The organism is Prochlorococcus sp. MIT2309 (genome assembly GCF_059772305.1).
In genome coordinates this window covers 935775-958285 of sequence record NZ_CM186282.1, presented here as the reverse complement: position 1 = coordinate 958285, position 22511 = coordinate 935775, and the positions used below count along the sequence as shown (strand labels likewise).

The 22511-nt window shown below is 37.1% G+C and carries 24 protein-coding genes; 9 read left to right on the top strand and 15 right to left on the bottom strand.

Translation table 11 applies throughout. The features are described 5' to 3' along the window. Positions 1-2 precede the first annotated feature (2 nt). From rplK to AC6EJA_RS05310, 4 genes are all read right to left on the bottom strand, one after another. Positions 3-428 (bottom strand): 50S ribosomal protein L11, encoded by a 426-nt coding sequence (rplK, locus tag AC6EJA_RS05325; protein ID WP_498501627.1) that lies wholly within the window; start codon positions 426-428, stop codon positions 3-5. A 110-nt stretch (positions 429-538) separates the two neighbouring features. Continuing rightward, positions 539-1162, bottom strand: a complete 624-nt coding sequence (nusG, locus tag AC6EJA_RS05320; protein WP_498503552.1) for a transcription termination/antitermination protein NusG — start codon at positions 1160-1162, stop codon at positions 539-541. 111 nt (positions 1163-1273) lie between these two features. Beyond that, complete coding sequence (gene secE / locus AC6EJA_RS05315; RefSeq protein WP_498501626.1) at positions 1274-1516, bottom strand: preprotein translocase subunit SecE; 243 nt, start codon at positions 1514-1516, stop codon at positions 1274-1276. 78 nt (positions 1517-1594) lie between these two features. Further along, positions 1595-4360, bottom strand: a complete 2766-nt coding sequence (locus tag AC6EJA_RS05310) for an ATP-dependent Clp protease ATP-binding subunit (RefSeq protein WP_498501625.1) — start codon at positions 4358-4360, stop codon at positions 1595-1597. 145 nt (positions 4361-4505) lie between these two features. Between AC6EJA_RS05310 and eno the strand changes: the two genes are divergently transcribed. Then, the gene (eno, locus tag AC6EJA_RS05305; protein ID WP_498501624.1) at positions 4506-5804 is read left to right on the top strand and encodes a phosphopyruvate hydratase; all 1299 of its coding nucleotides are present in this window, start codon (positions 4506-4508) and stop codon (positions 5802-5804) included. 11 nt (positions 5805-5815) lie between these two features. Here eno and AC6EJA_RS05300 read toward each other — a convergent pair whose 3' ends face one another. The 3 genes from AC6EJA_RS05300 to AC6EJA_RS05290 form a co-directional block, all read right to left on the bottom strand. After that, a complete protein-coding gene (locus AC6EJA_RS05300; protein ID WP_498501623.1) occupies positions 5816-7480 on the bottom strand; it encodes an ABC1 kinase family protein in 1665 nt (554 codons plus the stop codon). A gap of 16 nt (positions 7481-7496) precedes the next feature. Further along, entirely contained in the window at positions 7497-7736 is a 240-nt protein-coding gene (locus AC6EJA_RS05295) for a hypothetical protein (protein ID WP_498501622.1), read from the bottom strand. Positions 7737-7856: 120 nt separating this feature from the next. Next, complete coding sequence (locus AC6EJA_RS05290; RefSeq protein ID WP_498501621.1) at positions 7857-8297, bottom strand: hypothetical protein; 441 nt, start codon at positions 8295-8297, stop codon at positions 7857-7859. A gap of 236 nt (positions 8298-8533) precedes the next feature. Between AC6EJA_RS05290 and AC6EJA_RS05285 the strand changes: the two genes are divergently transcribed. Then, positions 8534-9490 (top strand): NAD(P)/FAD-dependent oxidoreductase, encoded by a 957-nt coding sequence (locus AC6EJA_RS05285; RefSeq protein ID WP_498501620.1) that lies wholly within the window; start codon positions 8534-8536, stop codon positions 9488-9490. Between the two features lie 26 nt (positions 9491-9516). Here the strand turns inward: AC6EJA_RS05285 and AC6EJA_RS05280 are convergent, their stop codons facing one another. Genes AC6EJA_RS05280 through AC6EJA_RS05270 form a run of 3 tightly spaced genes read right to left on the bottom strand, consistent with a single transcriptional unit; the run spans position 9517 to position 12466 of the window. Next, positions 9517-9798, bottom strand: coding sequence for a P-II family nitrogen regulator (locus tag AC6EJA_RS05280; protein ID WP_498501619.1), 282 nt, complete (start codon positions 9796-9798; stop codon positions 9517-9519). A 3-nt stretch (positions 9799-9801) separates the two neighbouring features. Then, positions 9802-10797, bottom strand: coding sequence for a sodium-dependent bicarbonate transport family permease (locus AC6EJA_RS05275; protein WP_498501618.1), 996 nt, complete (start codon positions 10795-10797; stop codon positions 9802-9804). Between the two features lie 7 nt (positions 10798-10804). Beyond that, complete coding sequence (locus AC6EJA_RS05270) at positions 10805-12466, bottom strand: SulP family inorganic anion transporter (RefSeq protein ID WP_498501617.1); 1662 nt, start codon at positions 12464-12466, stop codon at positions 10805-10807. A gap of 139 nt (positions 12467-12605) precedes the next feature. On the opposite strand from AC6EJA_RS05270, the gene AC6EJA_RS05265 reads away from it, so the two are divergent. From AC6EJA_RS05265 to AC6EJA_RS05240, 6 genes are all read left to right on the top strand, one after another. After that, the gene (locus AC6EJA_RS05265; RefSeq protein WP_498501616.1) at positions 12606-13553 is read left to right on the top strand and encodes a DnaJ C-terminal domain-containing protein; all 948 of its coding nucleotides are present in this window, start codon (positions 12606-12608) and stop codon (positions 13551-13553) included. Positions 13554-13588: 35 nt separating this feature from the next. Next, positions 13589-14590 (top strand): porphobilinogen synthase, encoded by a 1002-nt coding sequence (hemB, locus tag AC6EJA_RS05260; RefSeq protein ID WP_498501615.1) that lies wholly within the window; start codon positions 13589-13591, stop codon positions 14588-14590. Between the two features lie 54 nt (positions 14591-14644). Further along, complete coding sequence (locus tag AC6EJA_RS05255) at positions 14645-15043, top strand: VOC family protein (protein ID WP_498501614.1); 399 nt, start codon at positions 14645-14647, stop codon at positions 15041-15043. Between the two features lie 15 nt (positions 15044-15058). Then, the gene (locus AC6EJA_RS05250) at positions 15059-17473 is read left to right on the top strand and encodes an endonuclease MutS2 (RefSeq protein WP_498501613.1); all 2415 of its coding nucleotides are present in this window, start codon (positions 15059-15061) and stop codon (positions 17471-17473) included. Between the two features lie 106 nt (positions 17474-17579). Next, complete coding sequence (gene cgtA, locus AC6EJA_RS05245) at positions 17580-18566, top strand: Obg family GTPase CgtA (RefSeq protein WP_498501612.1); 987 nt, start codon at positions 17580-17582, stop codon at positions 18564-18566. A 96-nt stretch (positions 18567-18662) separates the two neighbouring features. Continuing rightward, the gene (locus AC6EJA_RS05240; RefSeq protein WP_498501611.1) at positions 18663-18845 is read left to right on the top strand and encodes a hypothetical protein; all 183 of its coding nucleotides are present in this window, start codon (positions 18663-18665) and stop codon (positions 18843-18845) included. A 66-nt stretch (positions 18846-18911) separates the two neighbouring features. Here AC6EJA_RS05240 and AC6EJA_RS05235 read toward each other — a convergent pair whose 3' ends face one another. The 3 genes from AC6EJA_RS05235 to AC6EJA_RS05225 form a co-directional block, all read right to left on the bottom strand. Further along, positions 18912-19145 carry a CP12 domain-containing protein gene (locus AC6EJA_RS05235; protein WP_498501610.1) on the bottom strand — a complete coding sequence of 78 codons (234 nt, stop codon included), beginning with the start codon at positions 19143-19145 and terminating at the stop codon, positions 18912-18914. A gap of 146 nt (positions 19146-19291) precedes the next feature. Further along, positions 19292-19909: a DUF2301 domain-containing membrane protein gene (locus tag AC6EJA_RS05230; RefSeq protein WP_498501609.1), complete on the bottom strand. Its 618-nt coding sequence runs from the start codon at positions 19907-19909 to the stop codon at positions 19292-19294. A gap of 39 nt (positions 19910-19948) precedes the next feature. Next, entirely contained in the window at positions 19949-20923 is a 975-nt protein-coding gene (locus tag AC6EJA_RS05225; protein ID WP_498501608.1) for a glutathione S-transferase family protein, read from the bottom strand. A gap of 50 nt (positions 20924-20973) precedes the next feature. Between AC6EJA_RS05225 and AC6EJA_RS05220 the strand changes: the two genes are divergently transcribed. Further along, positions 20974-21891 carry an aspartoacylase gene (locus AC6EJA_RS05220; protein ID WP_498501607.1) on the top strand — a complete coding sequence of 306 codons (918 nt, stop codon included), beginning with the start codon at positions 20974-20976 and terminating at the stop codon, positions 21889-21891. Here AC6EJA_RS05220 and AC6EJA_RS05215 read toward each other — a convergent pair. Then, positions 21888-22256, bottom strand: a complete 369-nt coding sequence (locus AC6EJA_RS05215) for a hypothetical protein (RefSeq protein ID WP_498501606.1) — start codon at positions 22254-22256, stop codon at positions 21888-21890. The two genes, AC6EJA_RS05220 and AC6EJA_RS05215, sit on opposite strands and share 4 nt — an antisense overlap. 13 nt (positions 22257-22269) lie before the next feature. Continuing rightward, on the bottom strand, positions 22270-22410 hold the full coding sequence (locus AC6EJA_RS05210) for a YWSERL motif small protein (RefSeq protein ID WP_498501605.1): 141 nt from the start codon (positions 22408-22410) through the stop codon (positions 22270-22272). Between the last annotated feature and the right edge of the window lie 101 nt (positions 22411-22511).

Sequence of the window (22511 nt, the reverse complement as noted above, 5' to 3'; positions counted from 1 at the left end):
TATTAACCGCTGATTGTCACACCCATATTTTTAGCTGTTCCCTCTATGACTTTCATGGCCGATGAGATGTTGTTGCAATTTAAATCAGGCAATTTAGTTTTTGCAATTTCCTCAAGTTGGTCCTTTGTGATACTTCCAACAGAACCTTTTGCTGATTCTCCAGATCCTTTTTCTATCCCCGCTGCTTTTGTTATTAAAACTGATGCGGGGGGGGTTTTTGTAATAAAGGTAAAACTTCTATCTTCAAAAACTGAAATTTCAACAGGTATGACAAAACCAGCTTTATCTTGCGTTCTTGCGTTGTACTCTTTGCAAAACGCCATGATATTTACACCATGTTGACCAAGAGCTGGACCAACAGGTGGGGCAGGATTTGCTTTGCCAGCCTGCAAGGCTAGTTTGATTACTGCTACAACTTTCTTAGCCATCTGCAAAAAATAAAAGGACTTCTAAGGGAGCAAACTATCAAAATAGCTTGTTTTGCGTACAAATTAAAACTTTATCCAGTTTGAGAGTCTTTTAAAAGCATCTCTTGGATTTAGTTTTGTTTGTTGATTTGAGAGAACTCAAGCTCAACAGGTGTGTCACGACCAAAGATGGAGAGAAGAGCTTTTAGTTTGCTTCTCTCACCAGAAACTTCAATTACTTCGCCTTGGAAATCTTTGAATGGTCCTGATGTAACAACTATTTGATCACCCTCTGCTAAGTCTAGCTTGACGACCGTTTTCTTTTCAGCGGCTCGTTTGAAAATCCTATTCACTTCCTGCCTACTTAGTGGTCTTGGCTTGATGTGACCTCGGCTTTTACCAGTAGCTCTTCTATCCTCTGCACCAACAAAATTTATGACATTAGGAGTACTTCTCACTGCCATCATTGTGTCCTCATCCAAAATCATCCGAACTAGTACATATCCAGGAAAGACTTTTTCTTCAATTGTTTGGCGACTTCCATCTTTTTTCAACTTGACCCCAGGTGTCTGAGGAATTTCAATTTCAAGTATTTTGGTACTGACACCAAGAGTTATTGCTCTTTGTTCAAGAGTTGCTTTTACTTTTTTCTCACAGCTTGATGCAACTTGGATTGCATACCATCTTGCAATAGATGTTTTTGCAGATTGATTTTGGTTTGCAAAATTTTCACCAAGATTTCCATCTGGGGCCAATTCCAACAAATCTTGTTGATCGTTAAGGTTGCTATCAGTATCTGACACTTTTTTGAGGATGAAATGAAAAAGGAAACTTATTCAAAGTCTATTCTATAGTTTTTTAATTGATCAAAGAAAAATTTGAGAAGAGGCCCATCCATAGAATCTACTAACGGCCGCGATAGAAGCTGCGGATAGCGTAACCATCAAAATTACAGCTATTGATTCGCTGAAAAGCTGTTGCCTAGTTGGCCAAACCACTAACTTGAGTTCCTCAGCTGTTGAATTCAAAAATCCTTTTTTTATTTGGACATCCTCTTCATTAGATGCAGTTGAAGATTCTTTATCCTCATTAGGTGTTGATTCTGCCACTTGATTAAGAAATCTTTTTTATAAGGTTAGATGAATTCATCATGTTTTTACTAACTTATTCGATTAATAATAATAGAGTCAGTTTAATGCAATAAATTCAAATGATTCAGAACCCTCCTTAGGAGGGCTAACCCTAATCCCCCTGGCACCTAAGAAGGTTTGCTCAAGTAGTTGCGTGGCCAGAGGATTCTCAAGTTTACGACGTATTAATCTTTTTAGTGGCCTAGCGCCGTATTCTGGTTGATATCCATCAGCCGCTATTTTTTCGATTGATTCATTATCAACAATTAATTCAAGATTTTGTTCATTTAGTAGCTTCTCAAGATCTTTCAGAAGAAGACTAACAATTCTCTTCAAGTCTTTGTTGTTTAGGGGATTGAATTGAATTATCTCATCAATTCGATTAAGAAATTCAGGCCTAAATTGTTTTTTAAGTGCTTGATTAATTTTAGTATTTATTTCTTGATTATTTTGTGATGATTGAGGATTTAAATCATCATTTTTATTTTCTTTGGCATAACTAAGAATCTCCTCGCTCGCAAGATTACTTGTCATAACTATAATAGTATGCCTAAAATCGACTGTTCTTCCTTGCGAATCTGTTAATCGTCCATCATCTAGAACTTGCAAAAGCACATTAAATACTTCTGAATTTGCTTTTTCGATTTCATCAAATAAAAGTACTGAATATGGCCGCGTTCTTACTGCTTCTGTTAATTGCCCACCTTCTTCGTAACCAACATATCCAGGGGGTGCTCCCAAGAGTCTTGCCACTGCATTCCTTTCCATAAACTCACTCATATCAAGTCTGACAAGAGCATCTTCCTTGTCAAATAAAGAGGATGCCAGGGTTTTTGCAAGCTCAGTTTTACCAACACCAGTGGGTCCAAGAAACATAAAAGAACCAACGGGTCTCTGGGGATCTTTCATGCCCGCTCGCGCTCGTCGGATCGCTGCCGATACAGCTTGTACTGCTTTTGCTTGTCCAATAACGTTGTTATTTAGCTCTGCCTCAAGATTCAAGAGTTTTTCTCTTTCTCCTGCAAGAACTTTATTAACGGGAATACCTGTCCACTTAGAGACAACATCAGCGATGTCGTCGGATTTAACTTGATCTTTGATGAAGGTATTAGGTAATTGTTTTTTTGAATTCAGGATTTTTTCTAATTCACGTTTTTGTTTGTTTAAATCTTCTAATTCATTAAACTTTAAACGTGAAGCATTTTCTAAATCACCAACTTCCTCATAATTTGAAATTTCATTTTCTAAATCTAACGTTTCTTGTACTAATTGTTGAAATTGAGAGAGTAAATATTTTTCTTCATTCCATTGATGAAGAAGTTTCTTAAGTTTGCTTTCAATTTGTAATTTTTGTTTCTCTGCGATTAATATTTTTTCTAAATCTGAAGATTTTTGATAGTCTTCTAAAATTGTATTTAGATTTAGTAGCTCTGATTCAAGATTTTCTATTATTTGAGGCTTAGAAGTTGTTTCAATCTTAATTTGAGCAGCAGCCTCATCAATTAAATCGATTGCTTTATCTGGTAAACATCTATCACTTATGTATCTATCAGCGAGACGATTTGCGGTCTCTAAGGCGTCGATACTTATACCTATGCCATGGTGAATTTCATATCGCTCTTTAACACCTCTTAAAATATTTAGGCTTACATCAAGAGTTGGTTCTTTGATAACTACTTGCTGGAATCTTCTATTAAGAGCCTGATCTTTTTCTATGGTTCGGCGAAAGTTTTCTGGTGTTGTAGCACCGATACATCTTAATTCGCCACTGGCTAAAGCAGGTTTCATCAAACTACCTGCATCAGCGATCGATCTATCGTTATTTAAGAATGTATGAAGCTCATCAATGAAAAGAATAATTCCCTGATTTGAACTTCTTATTTCTGTAATTACAGTTCGTAATCGCTCTTCAAATTGTCCTCTTAGTTTGGTGCCGGCTATTAACGCACCCATATCCAGTGAGACTAGTTTCAATCCTTGAAGCGAATCAGGCACTTCTCCAGTTATTATTCTCTGCGCCAATAATTGAGCGATAGCTGTTTTGCCAACTCCCGGAGCGCCAATTAAGACAGGATTGTTTTTACTTCGCCTTGAAAGAACTTTTATTAATCTGCGAATTTCATCATTGCGGCCAATTACTGGGTCTAGTTCTCCTAATTTCGCGGCATTAGTAAGGTCTTTTCCATAAAGTTCAATAGCATTTGGTTCTTTTTGAATTACAAGGTCACTTTTATTATCATTTTCAAAATCATCTATGCGATTTTTAGTATTAGAGACCGAAAATGATTGCTCGTTATTGTTTTTTTTGAATTTTATATCATTATTATTTGAAGGTGAAACTTTTGATTTTCCTGAAATTTCAGTGCTATTAAATGATGATGGTGTTGGTAATTTTTTAAGCTCAGCTTCAAGTTTTTCCCCTGGAAGCCCAGCTTCGTCAAAAAGTTGAGCTCCAATTCGAGGATCCCTCCCTACTGCATTGATCATGTGGGAAATATCAATCAATTTTGACCCCCAATTACTTCTTAAATTGTCTGCTGTGTCCAATAGCTCCTCAAGATCTTCTCCTATAAAAATGCTTTGATCTCTTGATATTGGTATTTCTGCGAGGAATTCTTCCAGATTTTCGAGTAGATCTGAGCTTCTTATGGGTAGTGCATCAGTAAATTTTTTGTAGTCTCTGTTAGTGAACAAGACTTGTATCAAGTGCTCTACATCTAAATTTCCATGTCTCCATCGCTTGGCAGTACTCTCACCTGCTAGTAGAAGATCCCATGCATCATCACTAAATCGATTAGGTTCTTGAGTGAGGCTTCTGCTCATGTCAAAAAAGTTTTTGCGTTCACCATATGTATTTATTCTCTATCGAAAAAATGTAAATGGTTATTTTGAAATACTTGGAGTGCTAAACAACACAGAGACAACTTACTCTAATAAACATAGGATCATAAAAAGATAATAAAAGAATTTGAACGATTCCTTAGATCTAATCATCGACACAATCTTGGCTCGTGAAGTACTTGATTCTCGAGGTAACCCAACTGTTGAAGCAGAGGTCATTCTTGATGGGGGAGCAATTGGTCGAGCAATTGTCCCAAGCGGAGCCAGTACAGGAGCTTATGAAGCTCACGAATTGAGAGATGCTTCGAGTAGATATAAAGGGAAAGGTGTTTTGAAGGCGGTTAGCAACATTCACGAAAAAATAGGGCCTGCTCTGTGTGGCCTATCCGCTCTGGACCAAATTCAGATTGATAATCTGATGTGTGAACTTGATGGCACTGAAACTAAATCTAATCTGGGCGCGAACGCAATTTTGGCAGTAAGTATGGCTACCGCAAGAGCAGCAGCCAATGCTTTAGGTATCCCTTTGTATCGATATTTGGGAGGACCAATGTCAACTCTTTTACCTGTTCCGCTTATGAACGTAATTAATGGAGGTGCACATGCTGCAAATAATCTTGATTTTCAAGAATTTATGCTTGTTCCGCATGGTGCAACAAGCTTTCGAGAGTCTTTGAGGATGGGTACAGAGGTATTTCATACCTTGAAAGCTCTGCTTGAGAATCAAGGCCTCTCAACTTCAGTCGGAGATGAGGGAGGCTTTGCTCCTAACCTTCCAAGTAATAAGGTTGCTGGTGAGCTACTTATTGATTCAATTGAAAAAGCAGGATACATCCCCGGAACTGAAATATCTCTCGCATTAGATGTTGCAAGTACAGAGTTTTTTAAACAAGGTAAGTATCAATACGGCGGAGGGAATTACACAAATGAGCAGATGGTTGAAGAGTTAGAAAAATTAGTTAATAATTTTCCAATTATCTCTATTGAAGATGGCTTAGCAGAGGATGATTGGGAAGGTTGGAAATTTCTTACGGAAAGATTAGGACATAAAGTTCAATTAGTTGGAGACGATCTATTTGTTACCAATACGAATCGATTGCAGAGAGGAATTGATAATAAAGTAGCTAATTCTATTTTGATAAAAGTAAATCAGATTGGCACTTTAACTGAGACACTAAAAGCAATTGATTTGGCGAAAAAATCTGGATATACAAGTGTAATAAGTCATAGAAGTGGAGAGACTGAGGATACAACAATTGCAGATTTATGTGTTGGTACCAGAGCCGGTCAAATAAAAACAGGCTCGCTTAGTAGAAGTGAGCGAATAGCAAAGTACAATCAACTTTTGAGGATAGAAGATCAATTAGCAGAACAGGCTGAATTTGCTGGATCAGTAAATTCAGGACCTAAAGGTAAGGAAAATTAAATAAAGATTATCTATCTTTTTGAATTACTAGGAATCCTATCTATTCTTGAATCCCTTTTCATTTTTAACTGTAACTTTATCCAACTTGCAAAAATAGGTAGTGAGCAGATAATCGGGATTAATGTAAGCGTGCCTTTATTATTTGAAATTAGTAGAGATGCTGCAATACCAAGACAGCCTAATAGAATTGATTGACTGAGAGATTGCTGAGCAATAATCATTCTGCGAAGTTGTCTATCTGACTCTCCCATTCTTATTTGGAGTTGAAGATCACCCTGCTCAAGTCTTTCTAGACTCTCGTCAAGCCGTTTTGGAATCCCAACTGCTCTACTTCCTATTTCTCCTACTTGCCGCCCAATTTCATTGATGAAATCACTGGAATTGTTGTTTGATGAGGCCATTAATGGAATTAAGTATGGTTTGGCTATTGATATCAAATTAAACCCTGAGTCTAGGCTTCGTCCAACTCCCTCAAAAGTTGAAAGAGCTCTAAAAACGAAAATTAATTCAACTGGGAGTTGAAAAGGCTTATCGTAGACGAGGTCATATAGATCTCCAGAGAGTTTCTCAAAAATATTTGGATTAAAAGGTGGAGTCAGTGCTTCTTTTAACATAACCCTCACAAATCGTCTTACAGGACCTGTATCAACATTAGAGGCGATTACCCCAGCTGATTGAAGTTCTCTTACAAGTGCATTAGCATCTCTCAGGGCTGCGGCTCTGATCATTAGACCTAACCTTTGTCTAAGTCTTTCCGATATCAGGCCCATCATTCCAAAGTCATAATATATTAATGCTCCATTTTCGCTGATAGCAAGGTTCCCTGGATGAGGATCAGCATGGAAAAAACCATAATCGACAAGTTGTTTGATATAGCTTTTTGCGCCAATATCTATAATAAAACTTGGCCTAATTCCTTTTTCTATTATTTGCTTTTGATCATTGATCTTTATTCCTTTAATATACTCAAGGCATAAAATCTTTTTTGTACTTAAATTCCAATAAACTGAAGGGATTTTGACATTTGGATCATCAAGAAACTGCTGTCTGAATCTTGCTGCATACTGTGCTTCAATTTGGAAATCAAGCTCTCTTGTAAGAACTCTTCGACATTCTTTGGCAATACCAACCCAATCTCTTCCTTGACTCCATGCATGATTTTTTTGAAGGAGACCAGCAACTTGTTGCATAACCTCCAAGTCAAGTTTAAAAAGTGTTTCAAGCCCAGGCCTCTGAATTTTGAAAACTACATTTTTACCGCTTTTTAAGGTTGCTTTGTGAACTTGCGCTATTGATGCAGCACCAAGTGGAATTTCTTCAAGTTGGTCGATATCAAAAAATTTTTCTTTGAGCTCCCTTTTTAAGATTTTATTGACAACATCAAAACTAAAAGGAGGAACCTTATCTTGTAAATCAGCCAGCTCGCTTATCCAACTGGATGGCAAAACATCAGGCCTTGCTGATAGAAGTTGCCCAAGCTTTATAAATGCAGATCCAAGAAATAGTAATTTTTTTGTAAGCCACTTTGCTCGAATTTTTTGCCTTATTTCTTGATTTCTTTTGTTAAAACCTTTTATGTAGCTGAATTTTCTTGCATCCCACCATAGATAAAAGACTAATAGAAAAACTGTCTTCCATATTTTTATAGATCTAAATAATTTTTTCTGATTAAGCATTTTCTTAATTTTAAAATTAAATTTTTTCTCCAACTTTTTTATTCAATTTAGAAACTTTAGTACGGAGAGAATCTATTTTTTCAATTGGAGTTTCTGATCCTCTCCTCTCTTCTGCTTCGTTATTTCTATTGTCACTTTCATTCTCAATTCTCTGAGCTTCCTGGTATATCTCATCCTTTAAAATTTCAAATTCATGTTTGATTTTTTCAGGGTAATCTTTTGCTTTTGTTGCAATATCTATTGCAGTTTCGACCATTTTATTTGTCAATCTTGCCGAAAGACGATTGATTGTTGCTCTCAGTAGGGGATCAGAGCTTTTCATAAAATCAATAGACCGGTGTTTAACCTAATCCATTTTTGTGGATTTGGTGTTTATTCAATATCTTGGGAGAGCTTCAAAAAGCTTTTGAATGCTGTGTTCCTGAAAAAATTCCCTATTTTCTAAATCTATTCCTTGAGGGTTAAAAGGATATTCAACGTTTTTTTTTGAACGAGGATTTTTCTTTTTTAGGTTCTGACCATTTTTGGAAAATTTCTCAGTATTTTTCTGAGGTATGTTTGAATTTGTCCTTTCCGATTTTTTTGGATTTTCAATTATTTTTTTTTCTATAGTTTCTCCAATACTCTTTGGGGTATTCATTTCTCTTATCGCCGATGGGGGAGGATTAGAAGAGTCTTTGATATCATGATTATTTCTAAGATCCCTATAAAATATTGAGGTTTTGGTAATTCCATAGCCTAAAGCGAGACAGCTCCCTAATAGAAAAGGTCCTATCCATAGATTCCACAATTTATGAATATGCTTTTTTGATTTCATGACAGATTTTTATTTTGATTGAATTTCGCCTAAGTTTTTTAACCTATGGTTCGAGGTGATTTCCAGATTTGTATATCTATGCTTATTGATTTTCTTTGTAATAGTCATTTCTTTCACTAAAGTCAATAGATAACTCTATTATTTTTTGGCTAACTTGTTTGTGTCGCAATTGCCTCAAAAATTTTTGAGCCCAATTGCTCCAGATAAGCCAGATTCTTTCAGGAGAGAAACAAACCTTGGAAACAATTGAAACAGATGTAGTGATTGTTGGCGGGGGACCTGCAGGCTGCACGTGTGCGCTGTATACCTCTAGAGCTGATTTGAAAACAGTGATTCTTGATAAGAATCCAGCAGTTGGAGCATTGGCCATTACTCATCAAATAGCAAATTATCCAGGCGTTTCTTCCGAAATGAGCGGAGAAGCATTGCTTGAGCTCATGAGAGAACAAGCTATTCAGTACGGGACTGACTACAGAAGAGCACAGGTTTTTGGTGTAGACATTAGCGATGACTGGAAAACCGTTTACACACCTGAGGGAACATTCAAAGCAAGGGCACTTGTTTTAGCAAGTGGTGCAATGGGTAGACCTGCTTCATTCAAAGGAGAGGCTGATTTTCTTGGTAAAGGAGTAAGTTATTGTGCGACTTGTGATGGTGCCTTCTACCGCAATAGAGAAGTAGCTGTAGTAGGGGTTAATAAAGAAGCGATAGAAGAGGCTCAGGTTCTTACAAAATTCGCTTCAAAAGTTCATTGGATCACCTCAAATGATCCAAAATCAGATGATTTGCATGCACAACAATTAATTGAGCAAAAAAATGTACTTCACTGGAGCAAAACAAGATTAATGCTTATCGAGGGAGATGAGTCGGGTGTAACTGGTATTAAATTGAAAAACCGCACGTCCGAAGATCAACAATCTTTGCAAGTAGATGGTGTTTTTGTATACATGAGTGGCTCTAAGCCAATAACTGATTTTCTTGGTGATCAGCTTGCTTTAAAAGAGGATGGTGGTGTTGTTGTTGATGATTTCATGGCAACAACTTCTGAGGGTGTTTGGGCTATCGGTGATATTAGGAACACACCTTTCAAGCAGGCAGTTGTTGCTGCATCGGACGGGTGCATTGCAGCAATGGCGATTGACAGATTTATAAATAGCAGGAAATCAATTCGAGTTGATTGGGTTCATTCTTGAGAGTGGTATGGGCAAATATTTTTAATTTATAAAGGGGTTGCTTCTGATACATATGCAACTCCTCCATAATAATTAAGTATTGAACGTATATATTCTCTAATTTTATCAATGACTTCTTGTTCGCAAAAAACTATTACGTGGGCATTAGCTCCCAGCCCTGTGAATTCCATGTCTTCTGTTACAACCCTCTCGGGCCCTCTACCAGTTGCATGTTTCATTACGGTATAGCCTGGGACATTTGCTTTTTCAAGAGCTGTCAGGACCTGATCAAGCTCTCTTTCACTAAAAATTAAATCTAATCTTTTCATTTTTTATAAGGTTGTGGGGATTAATTTATTAACCAAGCTCATATACATTGGAATACCAATAACAATATTGAAGGGAAAAGTGAGCCCTAAGGTTGTTGATATGTAATAGCTTGACTTGGCTTCTGGAACGGTCATTCTCATTGCTGCTGGAACAGCGAGATAGGAGGCACTGGCACAAAGGACTACAAAAAGCAACGCATTCCCTGGACCTAGTGATAAAGCTCTTGCAACAAAAACACCTATCAGTGCATTAAAAATTGGCATCAAGACTGCGAAACCAATTAAGAAGGAACCCGCTTGCTTCAATCTGGGAAGTCTTTGAGCTGCAACAATTCCCATATCTAAAAGAAAAAAGCACTCAGCACCGTAAAAAAGTTTTCCAGTAAAAGGCTGCATTTTTTCCACTCCTGCAGCATTATTAGATGCGGTAAGAAAGCCTATTAAAAGACTTCCAAGTAATAAATAGACTGAACCGTTAAGCATTGACTCGTGCAAAATTGCCCTTAGTTTCATTGGCTTTGAATTTGGCCTTTTGTGGGGCGCACCCAGCTTGACTAGTAGTAAACCAACAATTATCGCTGGTGATTCCATAAAAGCTAGTGCTGCAACCATAAATCCATCAAATTGAATGGACTGGCTTTCTAAAAAACTCTCTGCGGTGATGAAAGTTACTGCACTAATAGATCCATAGGCAGCAGCAATAGCCGCAGAGTTGAAAACATCAAATTTGACTCTTAATACGACGAAGCATATCAACGGAATAAGCAATGACATAAATATTGCCGCACTTACTGTGGGGATTACTTGACCCCCTAATCCGCTTTTTTGAAGTTCTATGCCACCTTTAAAGCCAATTGCAAGCAAAAGATAAAGAGAAAACAATTTTGGCAATGGAGCAGGTATTTCTAAATCGGATTTTAGAAATACCGCAATTGTTCCCAGAAAGAAAAATAAAATTGGTGGGGATAAAACATTCTGAAGTATTAAATTGACTTCCATAGAAACCCTAATTCTTTAAATCATTTATGGCTGCCTCTAAGGCATCCTTCCTCGAACCAATAACATCAACACCGAATTTTGAAAGACGGTCCTTGACTCCTCCACTAGCTCCAGCAACATATGCTTTCCTTGAATTTATTTTTGCCTCTTGAACCATATCTTCAATAGCAAGAGTTGCTGTTACACCCAACCTAGGAACATCAGTTATGTCCAAAATAAGAACTTTATAGTTTCTTACTAAGACCATTCTCTCAGTGATACCCTTTGCAGCACCAAAGCTTAGAGGTCCTCTTAATCTAAATAACATCACTTCACCAGAGCATTCATTAAGAAGGGATTGCTCGTCAGAAGGAAGAGGTGCATATGTTGAAACTATATTTTCTTCTGAATTAAATGGATTGTCCGCTTCCATTCCCTCAAGTTGTGTTTGAGTTATTGAGTCAATGGTGAGCATATTTGCAATAAATACACCCACTAGAACAGCCCAGATTAAATCCCAGAAAACTGTCATGAGTAATACTCCGTACATGACAGCGGCGGTTTTAAGAGATAATCGATGAGCTCTTAATAAAAATCCCCAGTCGATGATGTCCAAACCTACTTTGATCAAAATACCTGCTAGTAAAGCGGTAGGTATTTGTTCAGCTAGAGGGCCTGCTCCTACAAGGACTATAAGAAGTACCACCGAGTGAACCATGCCTGATATTGGAGTTGATCCACCGGATTTGACATTTATCACCGTTCGCATTGTTGCACCTGCTCCAGGAAGCCCAGAGAAAAGTCCAGCCACTGCATTGCCTATTCCTTGGCCAATTAATTCTCTATCCGAATTGTGTCTAGTTTGAGAAATATTGTCTGCAACTAAGGAAGTCAGTAAAGAATCGATAGCTCCCAAGACAGCTAGAACCAAACCTGCTTTAAGAATGATCGGGAAAAACTGATTAAAGCTTGGTAAATTCAAGGATGGTATACCCTTAGGAATTTCTCCAATCCGATCAAGACCTGTATCGCCAAAAAGAATTATTGATAAAGGTGTGACTATAAGCAGTGCTAGTAAAGGGGAGGGAACCCATTGACTAATCTTTCTTGGTGTGAGAAAAACTATGAAAAGAGTTAAGAAAGCAACGATTATGGCAGGAGTGCTTGGTTGAAAATTTGAGAAAACAGTTGAGAGAGATTCAACAACTCCACCTCGTGTGCTGATACCAAGGAGCGGCCCAATTTGAAGCGCTATTATTATCACCCCTATTCCTGACATGAATCCAGAAACAACTGAGTAGGGGACAAGTGTTATGTATTTACCAAGCTTTAGTAATCCAAAAAGGACCTGAAACAGACCTCCAATAACTACTGCTGCCATTACTAAGGGCAAGATTTGTTCCGCTGATAAGTCCCTTGGAACACCAGCTGCAGCAAGACTTGCAACAACTCCTGCCACAGTTACGCTCATTGGTCCAGTGGGACCACTAACTTGAGCTGGAGTTCCCCCAAATAATGCTGCTAAGAATCCCACAACTACCGCCCCATAAAGACCGTAGATAGCCCCCCCCGGCCCAAGTGCAGCGTTGCCGAATGCAAGCGCAAGTGGAAGAGCCACTACTGCTGCAGTTAGTCCGCCTAAAACGTCACCTCTGACGTTTTTAAGATTAAGGCCGTTAATTACAGTCACCTAACCACTCCAGTTAACACATAACTCATATAAGAATATATCTTTACGGTCTTAAAAAAAAAAAAATCGCGCATTTCAACCTTTTAATTGCTTAATCTTGTAACTAATTAAGTGAGAGGCTTAAAGAGCAAGAAAACTCATGGCTTCAGATGGATTTCGGAACTATTATAAGATTCTTGGTCTTGATAGACTCGCAGACGAAAATTTAATTAAAAAATCTTTTAGACAATTAGCGAGAAAGTATCATCCAGATATTAATCCTGGAAATAAAAAGGCTGAAGAGAAGTTCAAAGAAATTACCGAGGCCTATGAGGTTCTCTCTGATTCTGAAAAACGAAAAAAATATGATAATTACGGTAAGTATTGGAGCCAAGGTGATGGCGTTGGTGAAGGTTATGAAAGTTCAAAAGGTCAGGACTTGAAATTTACTGAATATGGCAATTTTGATGATTTTATTGATGAGCTTCTTGGTAGATTTAAAAATTACAGCAAACAAAATTACTCGCCACAAAATACTGCAAATTTTGACTTCAGAAGTCCTAAGAAACCAAATTTAGATTTAGAGATAGATTTGATCATCAGTTTTTTTGAAGCATTTAAAGGAACCGAGAGATCTCTTGCTATTAATAATGAACGTGTAAAAGTAAAAATACCTGCTGGCATAAAAACTGGTGCAAAGTTACGAATAAAAGGGAAAGGAAATTTACAACCAGGTAAAGGAAGACGAGGGGATTTATATCTCAGAGTGAATGTGAAGCCCCATAAAATCTGGACTTTAGACGGAGATGATGTTAGAGCTGATTTTCCTCTTTCGCTTGATGAAATTGCCCTTGGAGCTAAGTTGAGAATCAATACGTTAGAGAGTGAAGCCCAGATTGTTATTCCTCCCAAAAGCAAACCAGGACAGAACTTGAGGTTGGTCGGTAAAGGTTGGCCAACAAATAATGGTTTTGGAGATTTAATACTTACGATAGAAATTGCTTACCCTTCAAAATGGTCTGACGCAGAAATTGAGCAATTAAACAAACTCCGAATTTCAAGAAACTTTGATCCGCGGGAAAATTGGAATTATTCCTCAACTTCTTAGTAATATTAGTGACCTAATTTTACAAATTGGTCTATATGGATCTTTCTTACCGTCCACGACGTTTGCGTCGTACAAGCTCCATAAGAAGTATGGTCAAGGAGCATAGGCTACATCCTTCGGATTTTATCTACCCCTTATTTGTTCACGAAGGCGATGATATTCAGGCCATACCAGCTATGCCTGGGGCGAATAGATGGAATTTAAATGCACTTTTGGTTGAGGTTGAGCGGGCCTGGAATTTAGGAATTAGGTGTGTGGTTCTTTTTCCAAAAGTTGAGGAATCATTAAAGTCAGAAAATGGATTCGAGTGCACTAATGAAAATGGATTAATACCCAGAGCAATTCAACGCTTGAAGCAGGAAATCCCAGAGATGACAATAATGACTGACGTAGCTTTGGATCCCTATTCAATTGATGGACATGATGGAATTGTTAACAGCGAAGGAGTTATTCTTAATGATGAGACTGTTGATATTTTATGTCAACAGGCAATTGTTCAGGCTCGATCTGGAGCAGATTTAATAGGGCCTAGCGATATGATGGATGGTCGTGTTGGTGCCATCAGAGAAGCTTTAGATGACGAAGGTTTTGAAAATGTTGGGATTATAAGTTACACCGCAAAATACTCCTCTGCCTATTACGGTCCGTTTAGGGAGGCATTAGATTCTGCACCAAATATTGAAAGTTCAAAACCTATTCCTAAAACAAAAAACACTTATCAGATGGATCCATCTAATGCAAGGGAAGCTATTACTGAAGCGCAGTTAGATGAGCAAGAAGGCGCAGACATACTGATGGTTAAGCCGGGTTTGGCATACTTGGACATTATTTACAGATTAAGGCAGGAATCTGAACTCCCTATTGCTGCCTATAACGTAAGCGGAGAGTATTCAATGGTAAAAGCAGCGGCGAAAGCAGGATGGATTGATGAAAAGGCCGTTGTTTTAGAGACTTTATTGAGCTTCAAACGAGCAGGAGCGGATTTGATTTTGAGTTATCATGCTTGTGACGCGGCTGAATGGCTATCAAAAATTTGAATAATTTGTTTAAAATGAATTACCTATTTTAGATGCATTTAATTAATGGTCTCGATGTCATTAGAAAAAAAATCTACAGCTGTTAAGAGACTCGGTCACATAGCAATACGAGTTAAAGATGTTGAGCGAGCTAAAGCTTTTTATCTGAATATTGGCATGAAGTTAATCTGGGATGATCCTGATTGGTGTTATCTAGAAGCGCATCCAAGTAAAGATGGCTTAGCACTTTTAGGTCCAGGATATAAAGCTGCTGGAGCGCATTTCGCCTTTCATTTCACAGACAAAAGTGAAATCGTTGATGCCCATGAGCATCTTAAATCTGAGGGGGTTCGCGTTGGAGCTCTTCACGATCACAGAGATGGAACGACGTCATTTTATTTGAGAGATCCTGAGGGGAACTGGCTAGAGATGCTATACCACCCGCCTGAGGGCATACCAACCAATCAACACTGAAAAGAAATTTTTAATGTGTGCCTAGAAAGAGAAATTACTGAACTAGCCCAGAGGACCTTTTTAGATTCTTTGAATCTTATTGAATGGCCTACTGTATGCGAGCATCTTTCGACTTTTACCAGCACATCACTTGGTAGAAATGAATGTAAAAAATTAGCTATTCCTGCAGACATAGCAACTAGTAAACGTCTTTTGGATTCAACTGTTGAAATGGTAGGATTAGACGAGGAGATTGAAAATGGAATAAGTTTTGAAGGCATCTATGATATCACCGACATAATTAAAAGATGTTCTAAAGGAGGTATTGTTCAAGGTGAAGAATTATTATTAGTTGCGGATACTCTCAGCTCATCTAGACGTTTACGTCGTCAGATAGATAATACCGCCATGAGGCCAGTTCTAAGTGCATTGTTTAATGACTATGCAACTTTGCCAGAGCTAGAGAAGCAATTAAAAATAGGCCTCGAGGAAGGTGGAAGGATTGCAGATAGAGCAAGTAAAGACTTAGAACTTTTTAGAAGACAGTTGTTTAAGTTAATGTCTGATAGACGTATCTTGATTCAGGATATCTTGCAAAAATATAGCTCTTTGCTACAAGATTCAATCATATCGATTAGATTTGGGAGACCTGTTATTTCAATAAAATCCAATGCTATAGATCAGGTAAAAGGAACAATACATGATTATTCCTCTTCTGGAAGCACTATATACATTGAGCCCTCAAGATTAATTCCCCTGAATAATAAGATAATTGCTATGGAAGCAAAGATTTTTAAAGAGGAGCAAAGACTTTTAGCAATTTGGAGTAATATTGTCGGTAAAGAAGTAGTTAATATAAGTCATTTATTAAACGTAATCAGATTCTTAGATCTCTCTTTGGCTAGAGCACGTTATGGCATGTGGATAGGTGGGGTAATACCTGAAATCAATGCAGATGGTAAATCATCTTTCTCTTTACAAAATTTCCGTCATCCATTATTGATTTGGCAAGCAGCTCATGGCAATGGATCTAGGGTTGTCCCTATTAGTTTTGATATCAATAGTGAGTTGAGAGTGGTTGCAGTAACAGGTCCAAATACTGGGGGTAAAACGGCTTCAATTAAGAGTATCGGATTGGCTGCAATTATGACACGTTTTGGACTGTTGTTGCCATGTTCTGGCACTCCAAAAGTCCCTTGGTTTAGCATGATTTTTGCTGATATTGGGGATGAGCAATCTCTTCAACAAAATTTATCTACTTTTAGTAGTCATATTCTTAGAATTTCAAGTATTCTAAATTCTTCAAAACATGTTAATGGAGATAGTTTAGTATTGCTTGATGAAATTGGTGCTGGAACTGATCCTTCAGAGGGTGCTGCAATTGCAATTGCACTATTAAAGAAATTTGCTGAAATTTCAAAATTGACTGTCGCGACAACTCATTATGGTGAACTAAAATCTTTAAAATATAAAGATCGTAGGTTTGAGAATGCCTCTGTTGGTTTTGATGATGAGACACTAAACCCTACTTATTTATTACAGTGGGGAATACCAGGTAGAAGCAATGCGATCTCAATATCATCTAGGTTGGGATTAGATCCAGAAGTAGTAAATTTAGCTTCTGAATTAATAGATCATAGAGGTATTGAGGATGTTAACTCTATTATCGAAGGTTTAGAAAAAGAAAAAAGACTTCAACAAGAAGCATCGGAAAATACGGCTGCTATTCTGGCTAGAGCTGAATTATTGCATGATGAATTACAAGCTGAGTGGAAAAAACATAAATTAAGAACAGAAGCTTTTCGCGAGGAGGGAAGACTAAAGTTGAGTGATTCTATACGACAAGGTCAAACTGAGGTCAGAAAATTAATACGACGTCTACGAGATGGAGAGGCTGATGGTGAAATTGCTAGAAAGACCGGAAGACGTTTACGTGAGATCGAACGAAAAAATTTAAATAATGTCATTAACAAAAAATCTCACTCTTATTGGATACCACAAAAAGGTGATCGAGTTAGAGTTCTATCCTTAGGAAAAGTAGGAGAGGTTATTTCAATTTCTGACAATGGCACTATCTTGAAAATTCAATGCGGCCCTTTTAGGAGTGTAGTCCCTATCGAGGAAATTGAAAGTATTGAAGGGTTGAAACCCAAAAACTTATCTGTTAAGGTCAATTTTAATAAAAACCAAAACAACAAAAAAACTTTTGCCTGTAAAAGTAAAAGTAATACTTTAGATGTTCGTGGTTTGAGAGTTCACGAGGCAGAGTCAGAGATTGAGGAAAAAATGCGACATTCTTCAACCCCAATATGGGTGGTTCATGGAGTTGGCTCAGGAAAATTGAAAAGGGGTATTCGTGAATGGCTTAGTGGGCTCCCATATGTTGAAAGGTATAGTGATGCTGAAACTCATGATGGTGGGGCTGGTTGTACTGTAATTTGGTTGAACTAATCTCCACCTAATAGTGAGATTCAAAGATTAATTCACTGTTTATTCTTTAATGTCTTTTATTGGATGAGAAGATTAGAAACTAATCCAATTATTAATTTCTAAATCTGTGCATTTTATTGATCAAGCACAAGTAACTGTAAGAGCTGGCAAAGGGGGGGATGGGATTGTTGCTTTTAGAAGAGAAAAGTATGTACCAGCAGGTGGGCCATCTGGTGGTGATGGAGGTAATGGAGGAAAAATAATATTCCAAGCTGACAATAATTTACAAACCCTTTTGGATTTTAAATACAGACAAACTTTCTCTGCAGATGATGGTAAAAGGGGCGGTCCAAATAAAAGAGCAGGCGCTGCTGGGAGGGATCTAATTCTCAATGTTCCTCCTGGAACCGAAGTGAAACATCTACCAACAGGAATTATCTTTGGGGATTTAACTACTAATGGTGAGTCGCTGGTCGTGGCATTTGGCGGCCGTGGTGGTGCAGGCAATGCAAGGTATTTGAGTAATCGAAATCGTGCTCCGGAGAAGTTTACAGAGGGCAAGGATGGCGAAGAATGGTCATTACAGCTTGAGCTTAAGTTGCTTGCAGAGGTTGGTATTATTGGTTTGCCTAATGCAGGTAAAAGTACCCTTATTGCAGCTATTTCTGCAGCTAGACCCAAAGTTGCCGACTACCCGTTTACAACACTAATCCCAAATCTTGGTGTAGTTCAGCGACCAAGTGGAGATGGAACGCTATTTGCAGATATACCTGGTCTTATTTCTGGCGCAGCTAAAGGTGCTGGTTTAGGACATGATTTTTTGAGACATATTCAAAGGACTAAGTTACTTTTACACCTAGTTGATTCGAGTTCAGATGATCCTGTGAGAGATATTAAAGTTGTTGAAAAGGAACTTGTCGATTATGGACATGGCTTAATTGATAAACAAAGAATCATAGCTTTTAATAAAAAAGAACTCTTATCTGAACCAGATCTGATTGATCTGGTTCAAAAAGCATCCAAAGAATTTAAGGGCAAAACAATATTTTTTATTTCAGGGGCCATGAAATCAGGACTCACTGAAATACTTGAATTTATTTGGATGAACTTGTAGCTCAACAAACTTTTTTGCTTTTTTGTGTTCAGGTATTGATTTGTACTTGTTTTTTTTGTATGGATTGGGCATAAAGGAGATGAAATTATTATTATTATGAATTTTTATAGTTGTTTTGATGAAAATGGAGAAGTAATTGCACGATGTCAAACAACTGCCGATATAGAGGTTTTAAAAAAAATGGGAAGACCAATCAATGAGATAAGAGAAATGAAGCGTGAGGAGGCAGTTGTTTGCTCTCTTACCGGTAGCCCATCAGACTTCAACATGGACTATTGAGTTTGTTCATTGAAAAAAAAAAAAAAAAAAAAAGCGGGGTACTGACCCCGCTTTTTTTCTAGTAAATTAATCGTCGTATACAAGACATTCTGGTTCGTCAGGATTTGCATCACAGAATAATTCTAGAGCGTTGGGATCATGATGATCACCCGCCTCTATTTCTTCTTTGTGATGCTCTTTGTATTCCTCAAGGGAATGAAGTTCATCAGTCAAATGACGGACTTTTGGATCATCACCGGCTTCTTTTGCCGTTTGGATCTCAGATTGATCCTTAAGAATGTGTTCCTCGATTGATTTCATAGAGTCTTGGCTTTCGCCATTTCTTTATTTGAATTATATGATAATTAGCCTTAGCAGTTATGCGATGTGTGTAACGCTTTTTAAGTTGGGTTCAGAACACTTTTTAGTTTGACTATGGTGGATATCATTTGTGAAATGTTTTTTGCTCAACTTTCCATTTGTTGAAATACACTTTTGTCTCCAATATCCAAAGATGGATTTGTTCCAAATTTTCTCAGTGCCAGAACAATAGATAGTATTGAAGTCACATAAAGAAGAGCAATCACTATAGGACCTTTGATTAATTGACCTAGATAACCAACCAGTGAAATTGGCAGTAAAAGGCTTATGCCAACCGCTTCTGGCTTTCGAAAACAAAAGAATTCTTTAAAGCCAATTCCAGTAAATGATGCGAATAAAGGTCCAATAGCGAAAACCCAAAATGGATTATTAACAAGAATGGATGCAAAACTTTCGCTTCCAAGGTTAAAAATTATTAGACAGAATCCAATTGTACCGAGAAGCCAAAAAAGTATTAGCAGTCTATGCAGAGATCTCATATAAATATGTATCCATTTTAATGAGCCTCCTAAACCAACAATAAAAAGTACCATCCAAATCCAAATAGAAGTCTGATTGATAAAAATCCATTGTGAAAGGCATAAGAAAAAAGCCAAAGCAGTCAATAACAAGGACAATCTGTAACGCTTCACCTCGTACTTGTCTTGATTATTTATTGAGTATTCACCATAAATACCTTGATATTTTTCTTCTTTTTCAAGCATAATTTTTATTTTATAATACTAGTAAATTATTGAATAAAATTAACCTTTAATAATTGTTTCTAAAGAGGGCCCCTCGGGTATAATGCCACTTGGTCTTAATGGAAAAAGTGCTCCAAAATAATCCTTTCTCCACGAATTAATATCACAAGTTTCTGAAACTTTAGGTAAATTATAGAAATTTTTTCTCCATTTACATATTTGGTGGTATTTGCTTAATGGCTTCTTGCTACAACCGAAAAGGGGCTCGTAGACTGCTTCCCATCTTATCAAAGTAGGAAATAGTCTAATATCAGCAACTGTTAATTTATTGCCACATAGCCACGGACCTTTTTTGATTAAAGCCTCTTCGATTTTATCTAATCCCTCAAATAAGTTATCTGAGGCTTTTTTGTATGCATTTTGATTCCTAGCAAATCCACATTTATATACGCCATCATTCACTGAAGGTTGAATTAAGGAATGCCATTCACTTATAGAATTTTTCAATTCATCTGGTAAAAAGTCATTATTTTTTTCTTCATTAGGCCAGTTATTCAAAACCTCAACTAGTTGAGAGCTTTCATTACCAAGAAGACGCGGTGGAAACTTATTAACAATTCCTGGGTCAACTAAGGCTGGTACAGTTGCCCTTAGGGTTGGATTTGTTTTACATAAAAGATAGAGATCTAGGAGTGTCCTACATCCCATCCATGGTGGTGATATCTCCCAAGTACCATTGTGAAAATTAGGTCTTGCTATTAATAAATTGAGGTTTTTATCGAGATTTCTTAGCGAAAACATTAACCAAGTTCTATGCGCCCAAGGACAACTTTTACCAATGACCAGCCTTGGTATTTCTATTTTTGATCTAAGTTCTAAATCTTTTTTCAGAAGTGCAACTCCATTTAATTTTTGGCTAACTGGTCTTGTGTAATTCCCATCCGCATCGCATGGTGCCAACCCCCTCATGAGTTGTTTCCATTGAAACACCCAACCTTTTTTTGCAGCAGATACTAATAGTGGATGTGGAGTCATAACTATTCCTCTAAGCTTTAATTCTTAATTGATTTATCAAATTATTTTTCATGTCAAAAGTTCAATTGTTGCTTGTAGCAGGAACACATGGAAACGAGTTGAATGCACCATGGTTGTTTGATCAGTGGAGTAAAAATAATGATGTTATAAAAAGTTTTGGAGTGGTTACCAAAACTGTAATAGGTAATCCTAAGGCTAGACAAAAATGTAAAAGATACATTGATCGTGATTTGAATAGAAGTTTTTCAAAGCATTTGCTGGAATCAAATTCAATTGTTGATTATGAAGTTACACGTGCCAAAGAACTTATAAATAATTATGGACCTCTATCAAAAAAACAACCTTGCCAGCTGGTGATTGATTTTCACAGTACAACTGCAAACATGGGATCTTGTTTAGTTGTCTATGGGCGGAGGAAAACAGATTTAGCTTTGGCAGCTCTCTTGCAATATCGTTTAGGAGTTCCTATTTATCTTCATGAAAATGATTCAGCTCAGACAGGATTTTTGGTTGAATCATGGCCATGTGGCTTGGTGATCGAAATTGGTCCAGTAGCGCAAGGATTAATTAATTTAGAAAGTGTCCGTAAAGCTAAAATTATATTAGAAATTTGTCTTGAAGAGATCTCTAAAATTTTTTCTGGAGATTCAAAATATCCTGAACAAGTTATTATTCACAGACATATTTGTAGTAAAGATTACCCAAGAGATGCTAAGGGATATATAGATGCATTGATTCAAAAAAATATTCAAAATAGAGATTGGTATAGTATTTTTTCTCAAAATTATTTATTTGAAAAAGTCGAAGAAAATCAAGTAGAAAAAAGTTTTGACAAAGATGCGATACCGGTATTTATTAATGAAGCTGCCTATGCTGAAAAAAATATTGCAATGAGCTTTACTAACAAAGAAATATGGCCTTTTGAATCAAAATGGAAAATTGAACTTAATAAATTAATCTCGACTTAACCACAAGCCCAAATATTTTGCTCTTTGGTACAGGGCAAATCTGTCTTACTTCCATCTTTCCAATAGATTCTTATACGATCATCTTTGGATCCAATCCTCAGGGTTATGGATCTTATTTGACTCATTTCATCTTTCTGAGGCTCCAAAGTTTTATTGTCAATATCTTGGGTTATTCTTCTCTCCAGTCGTGAGATTTCACTTTTGAGTTGATTTAATTCTGCCTCAAAATATGGATATTGATTTACTGAAATCTGAAATTCTTCTGAAGGAGGTTTTTTCTGACAACCTACGATAACAATAGCAACGAAAAAGATAGAGAATTTTCTAGAAACTCTAGTAAAGTTTTTGAAAAGAGTTTTTCTCAAATAAATCTCTTTATTAATAATAAGTTAGCAGTCTTTCACTCCAATAGACTATTGCGCCCTGGCATTCCAATTCATTTCTTCTATGCCTTGCTGCATAAAGAGGAACCTTTTCCTCCATGCGTGAACCGTTTTGCATCCATTTAATCAACACCAAGATTCAAGGCCCGAATCGTAGGGAAAGAATCTTAAATCTTTATAAGGCTTTTTTTGTATTTTCTTAATAAATTGTCCTTCAACGTGCCCACGGAAAGCTCC

What these genes read in the sequence shown, in the direction of transcription:
- rplK (WP_498501627.1), bottom strand. Translation starts at nt 428, where the DNA reads ATGGCTAAGAAAGTTGTAGCAGTAATCAAACTAGCCTTGCAGGCTGGC.
- AC6EJA_RS05310 (WP_498501625.1), bottom strand. Translation starts at nt 4,360, where the DNA reads ATGAGCAGAAGCCTCACTCAAGAACCTAATCGATTTAGTGATGATGCA.
- AC6EJA_RS05300 (WP_498501623.1), bottom strand. Translation starts at nt 7,480, where the DNA reads ATGCTTAATCAGAAAAAATTATTTAGATCTATAAAAATATGGAAGACA.
- AC6EJA_RS05295 (WP_498501622.1), bottom strand. Translation starts at nt 7,736, where the DNA reads ATGGTCGAAACTGCAATAGATATTGCAACAAAAGCAAAAGATTACCCT.
- AC6EJA_RS05290 (WP_498501621.1), bottom strand. Translation starts at nt 8,297, where the DNA reads ATGAAATCAAAAAAGCATATTCATAAATTGTGGAATCTATGGATAGGA.
- AC6EJA_RS05280 (WP_498501619.1), bottom strand. Translation starts at nt 9,798, where the DNA reads ATGAAAAGATTAGATTTAATTTTTAGTGAAAGAGAGCTTGATCAGGTC.
- AC6EJA_RS05275 (WP_498501618.1), bottom strand. Translation starts at nt 10,797, where the DNA reads ATGGAAGTCAATTTAATACTTCAGAATGTTTTATCCCCACCAATTTTA.
- AC6EJA_RS05265 (WP_498501616.1), top strand. Translation starts at nt 12,606, where the DNA reads ATGGCTTCAGATGGATTTCGGAACTATTATAAGATTCTTGGTCTTGAT.
- hemB (WP_498501615.1), top strand. Translation starts at nt 13,589, where the DNA reads ATGGATCTTTCTTACCGTCCACGACGTTTGCGTCGTACAAGCTCCATA.
- AC6EJA_RS05255 (WP_498501614.1), top strand. Translation starts at nt 14,645, where the DNA reads ATGTCATTAGAAAAAAAATCTACAGCTGTTAAGAGACTCGGTCACATA.
- AC6EJA_RS05240 (WP_498501611.1), top strand. Translation starts at nt 18,663, where the DNA reads ATGAATTTTTATAGTTGTTTTGATGAAAATGGAGAAGTAATTGCACGA.
- AC6EJA_RS05235 (WP_498501610.1), bottom strand. Translation starts at nt 19,145, where the DNA reads ATGAAATCAATCGAGGAACACATTCTTAAGGATCAATCTGAGATCCAA.
- AC6EJA_RS05230 (WP_498501609.1), bottom strand. Translation starts at nt 19,909, where the DNA reads ATGCTTGAAAAAGAAGAAAAATATCAAGGTATTTATGGTGAATACTCA.
- AC6EJA_RS05225 (WP_498501608.1), bottom strand. Translation starts at nt 20,923, where the DNA reads ATGACTCCACATCCACTATTAGTATCTGCTGCAAAAAAAGGTTGGGTG.
- AC6EJA_RS05220 (WP_498501607.1), top strand. Translation starts at nt 20,974, where the DNA reads ATGTCAAAAGTTCAATTGTTGCTTGTAGCAGGAACACATGGAAACGAG.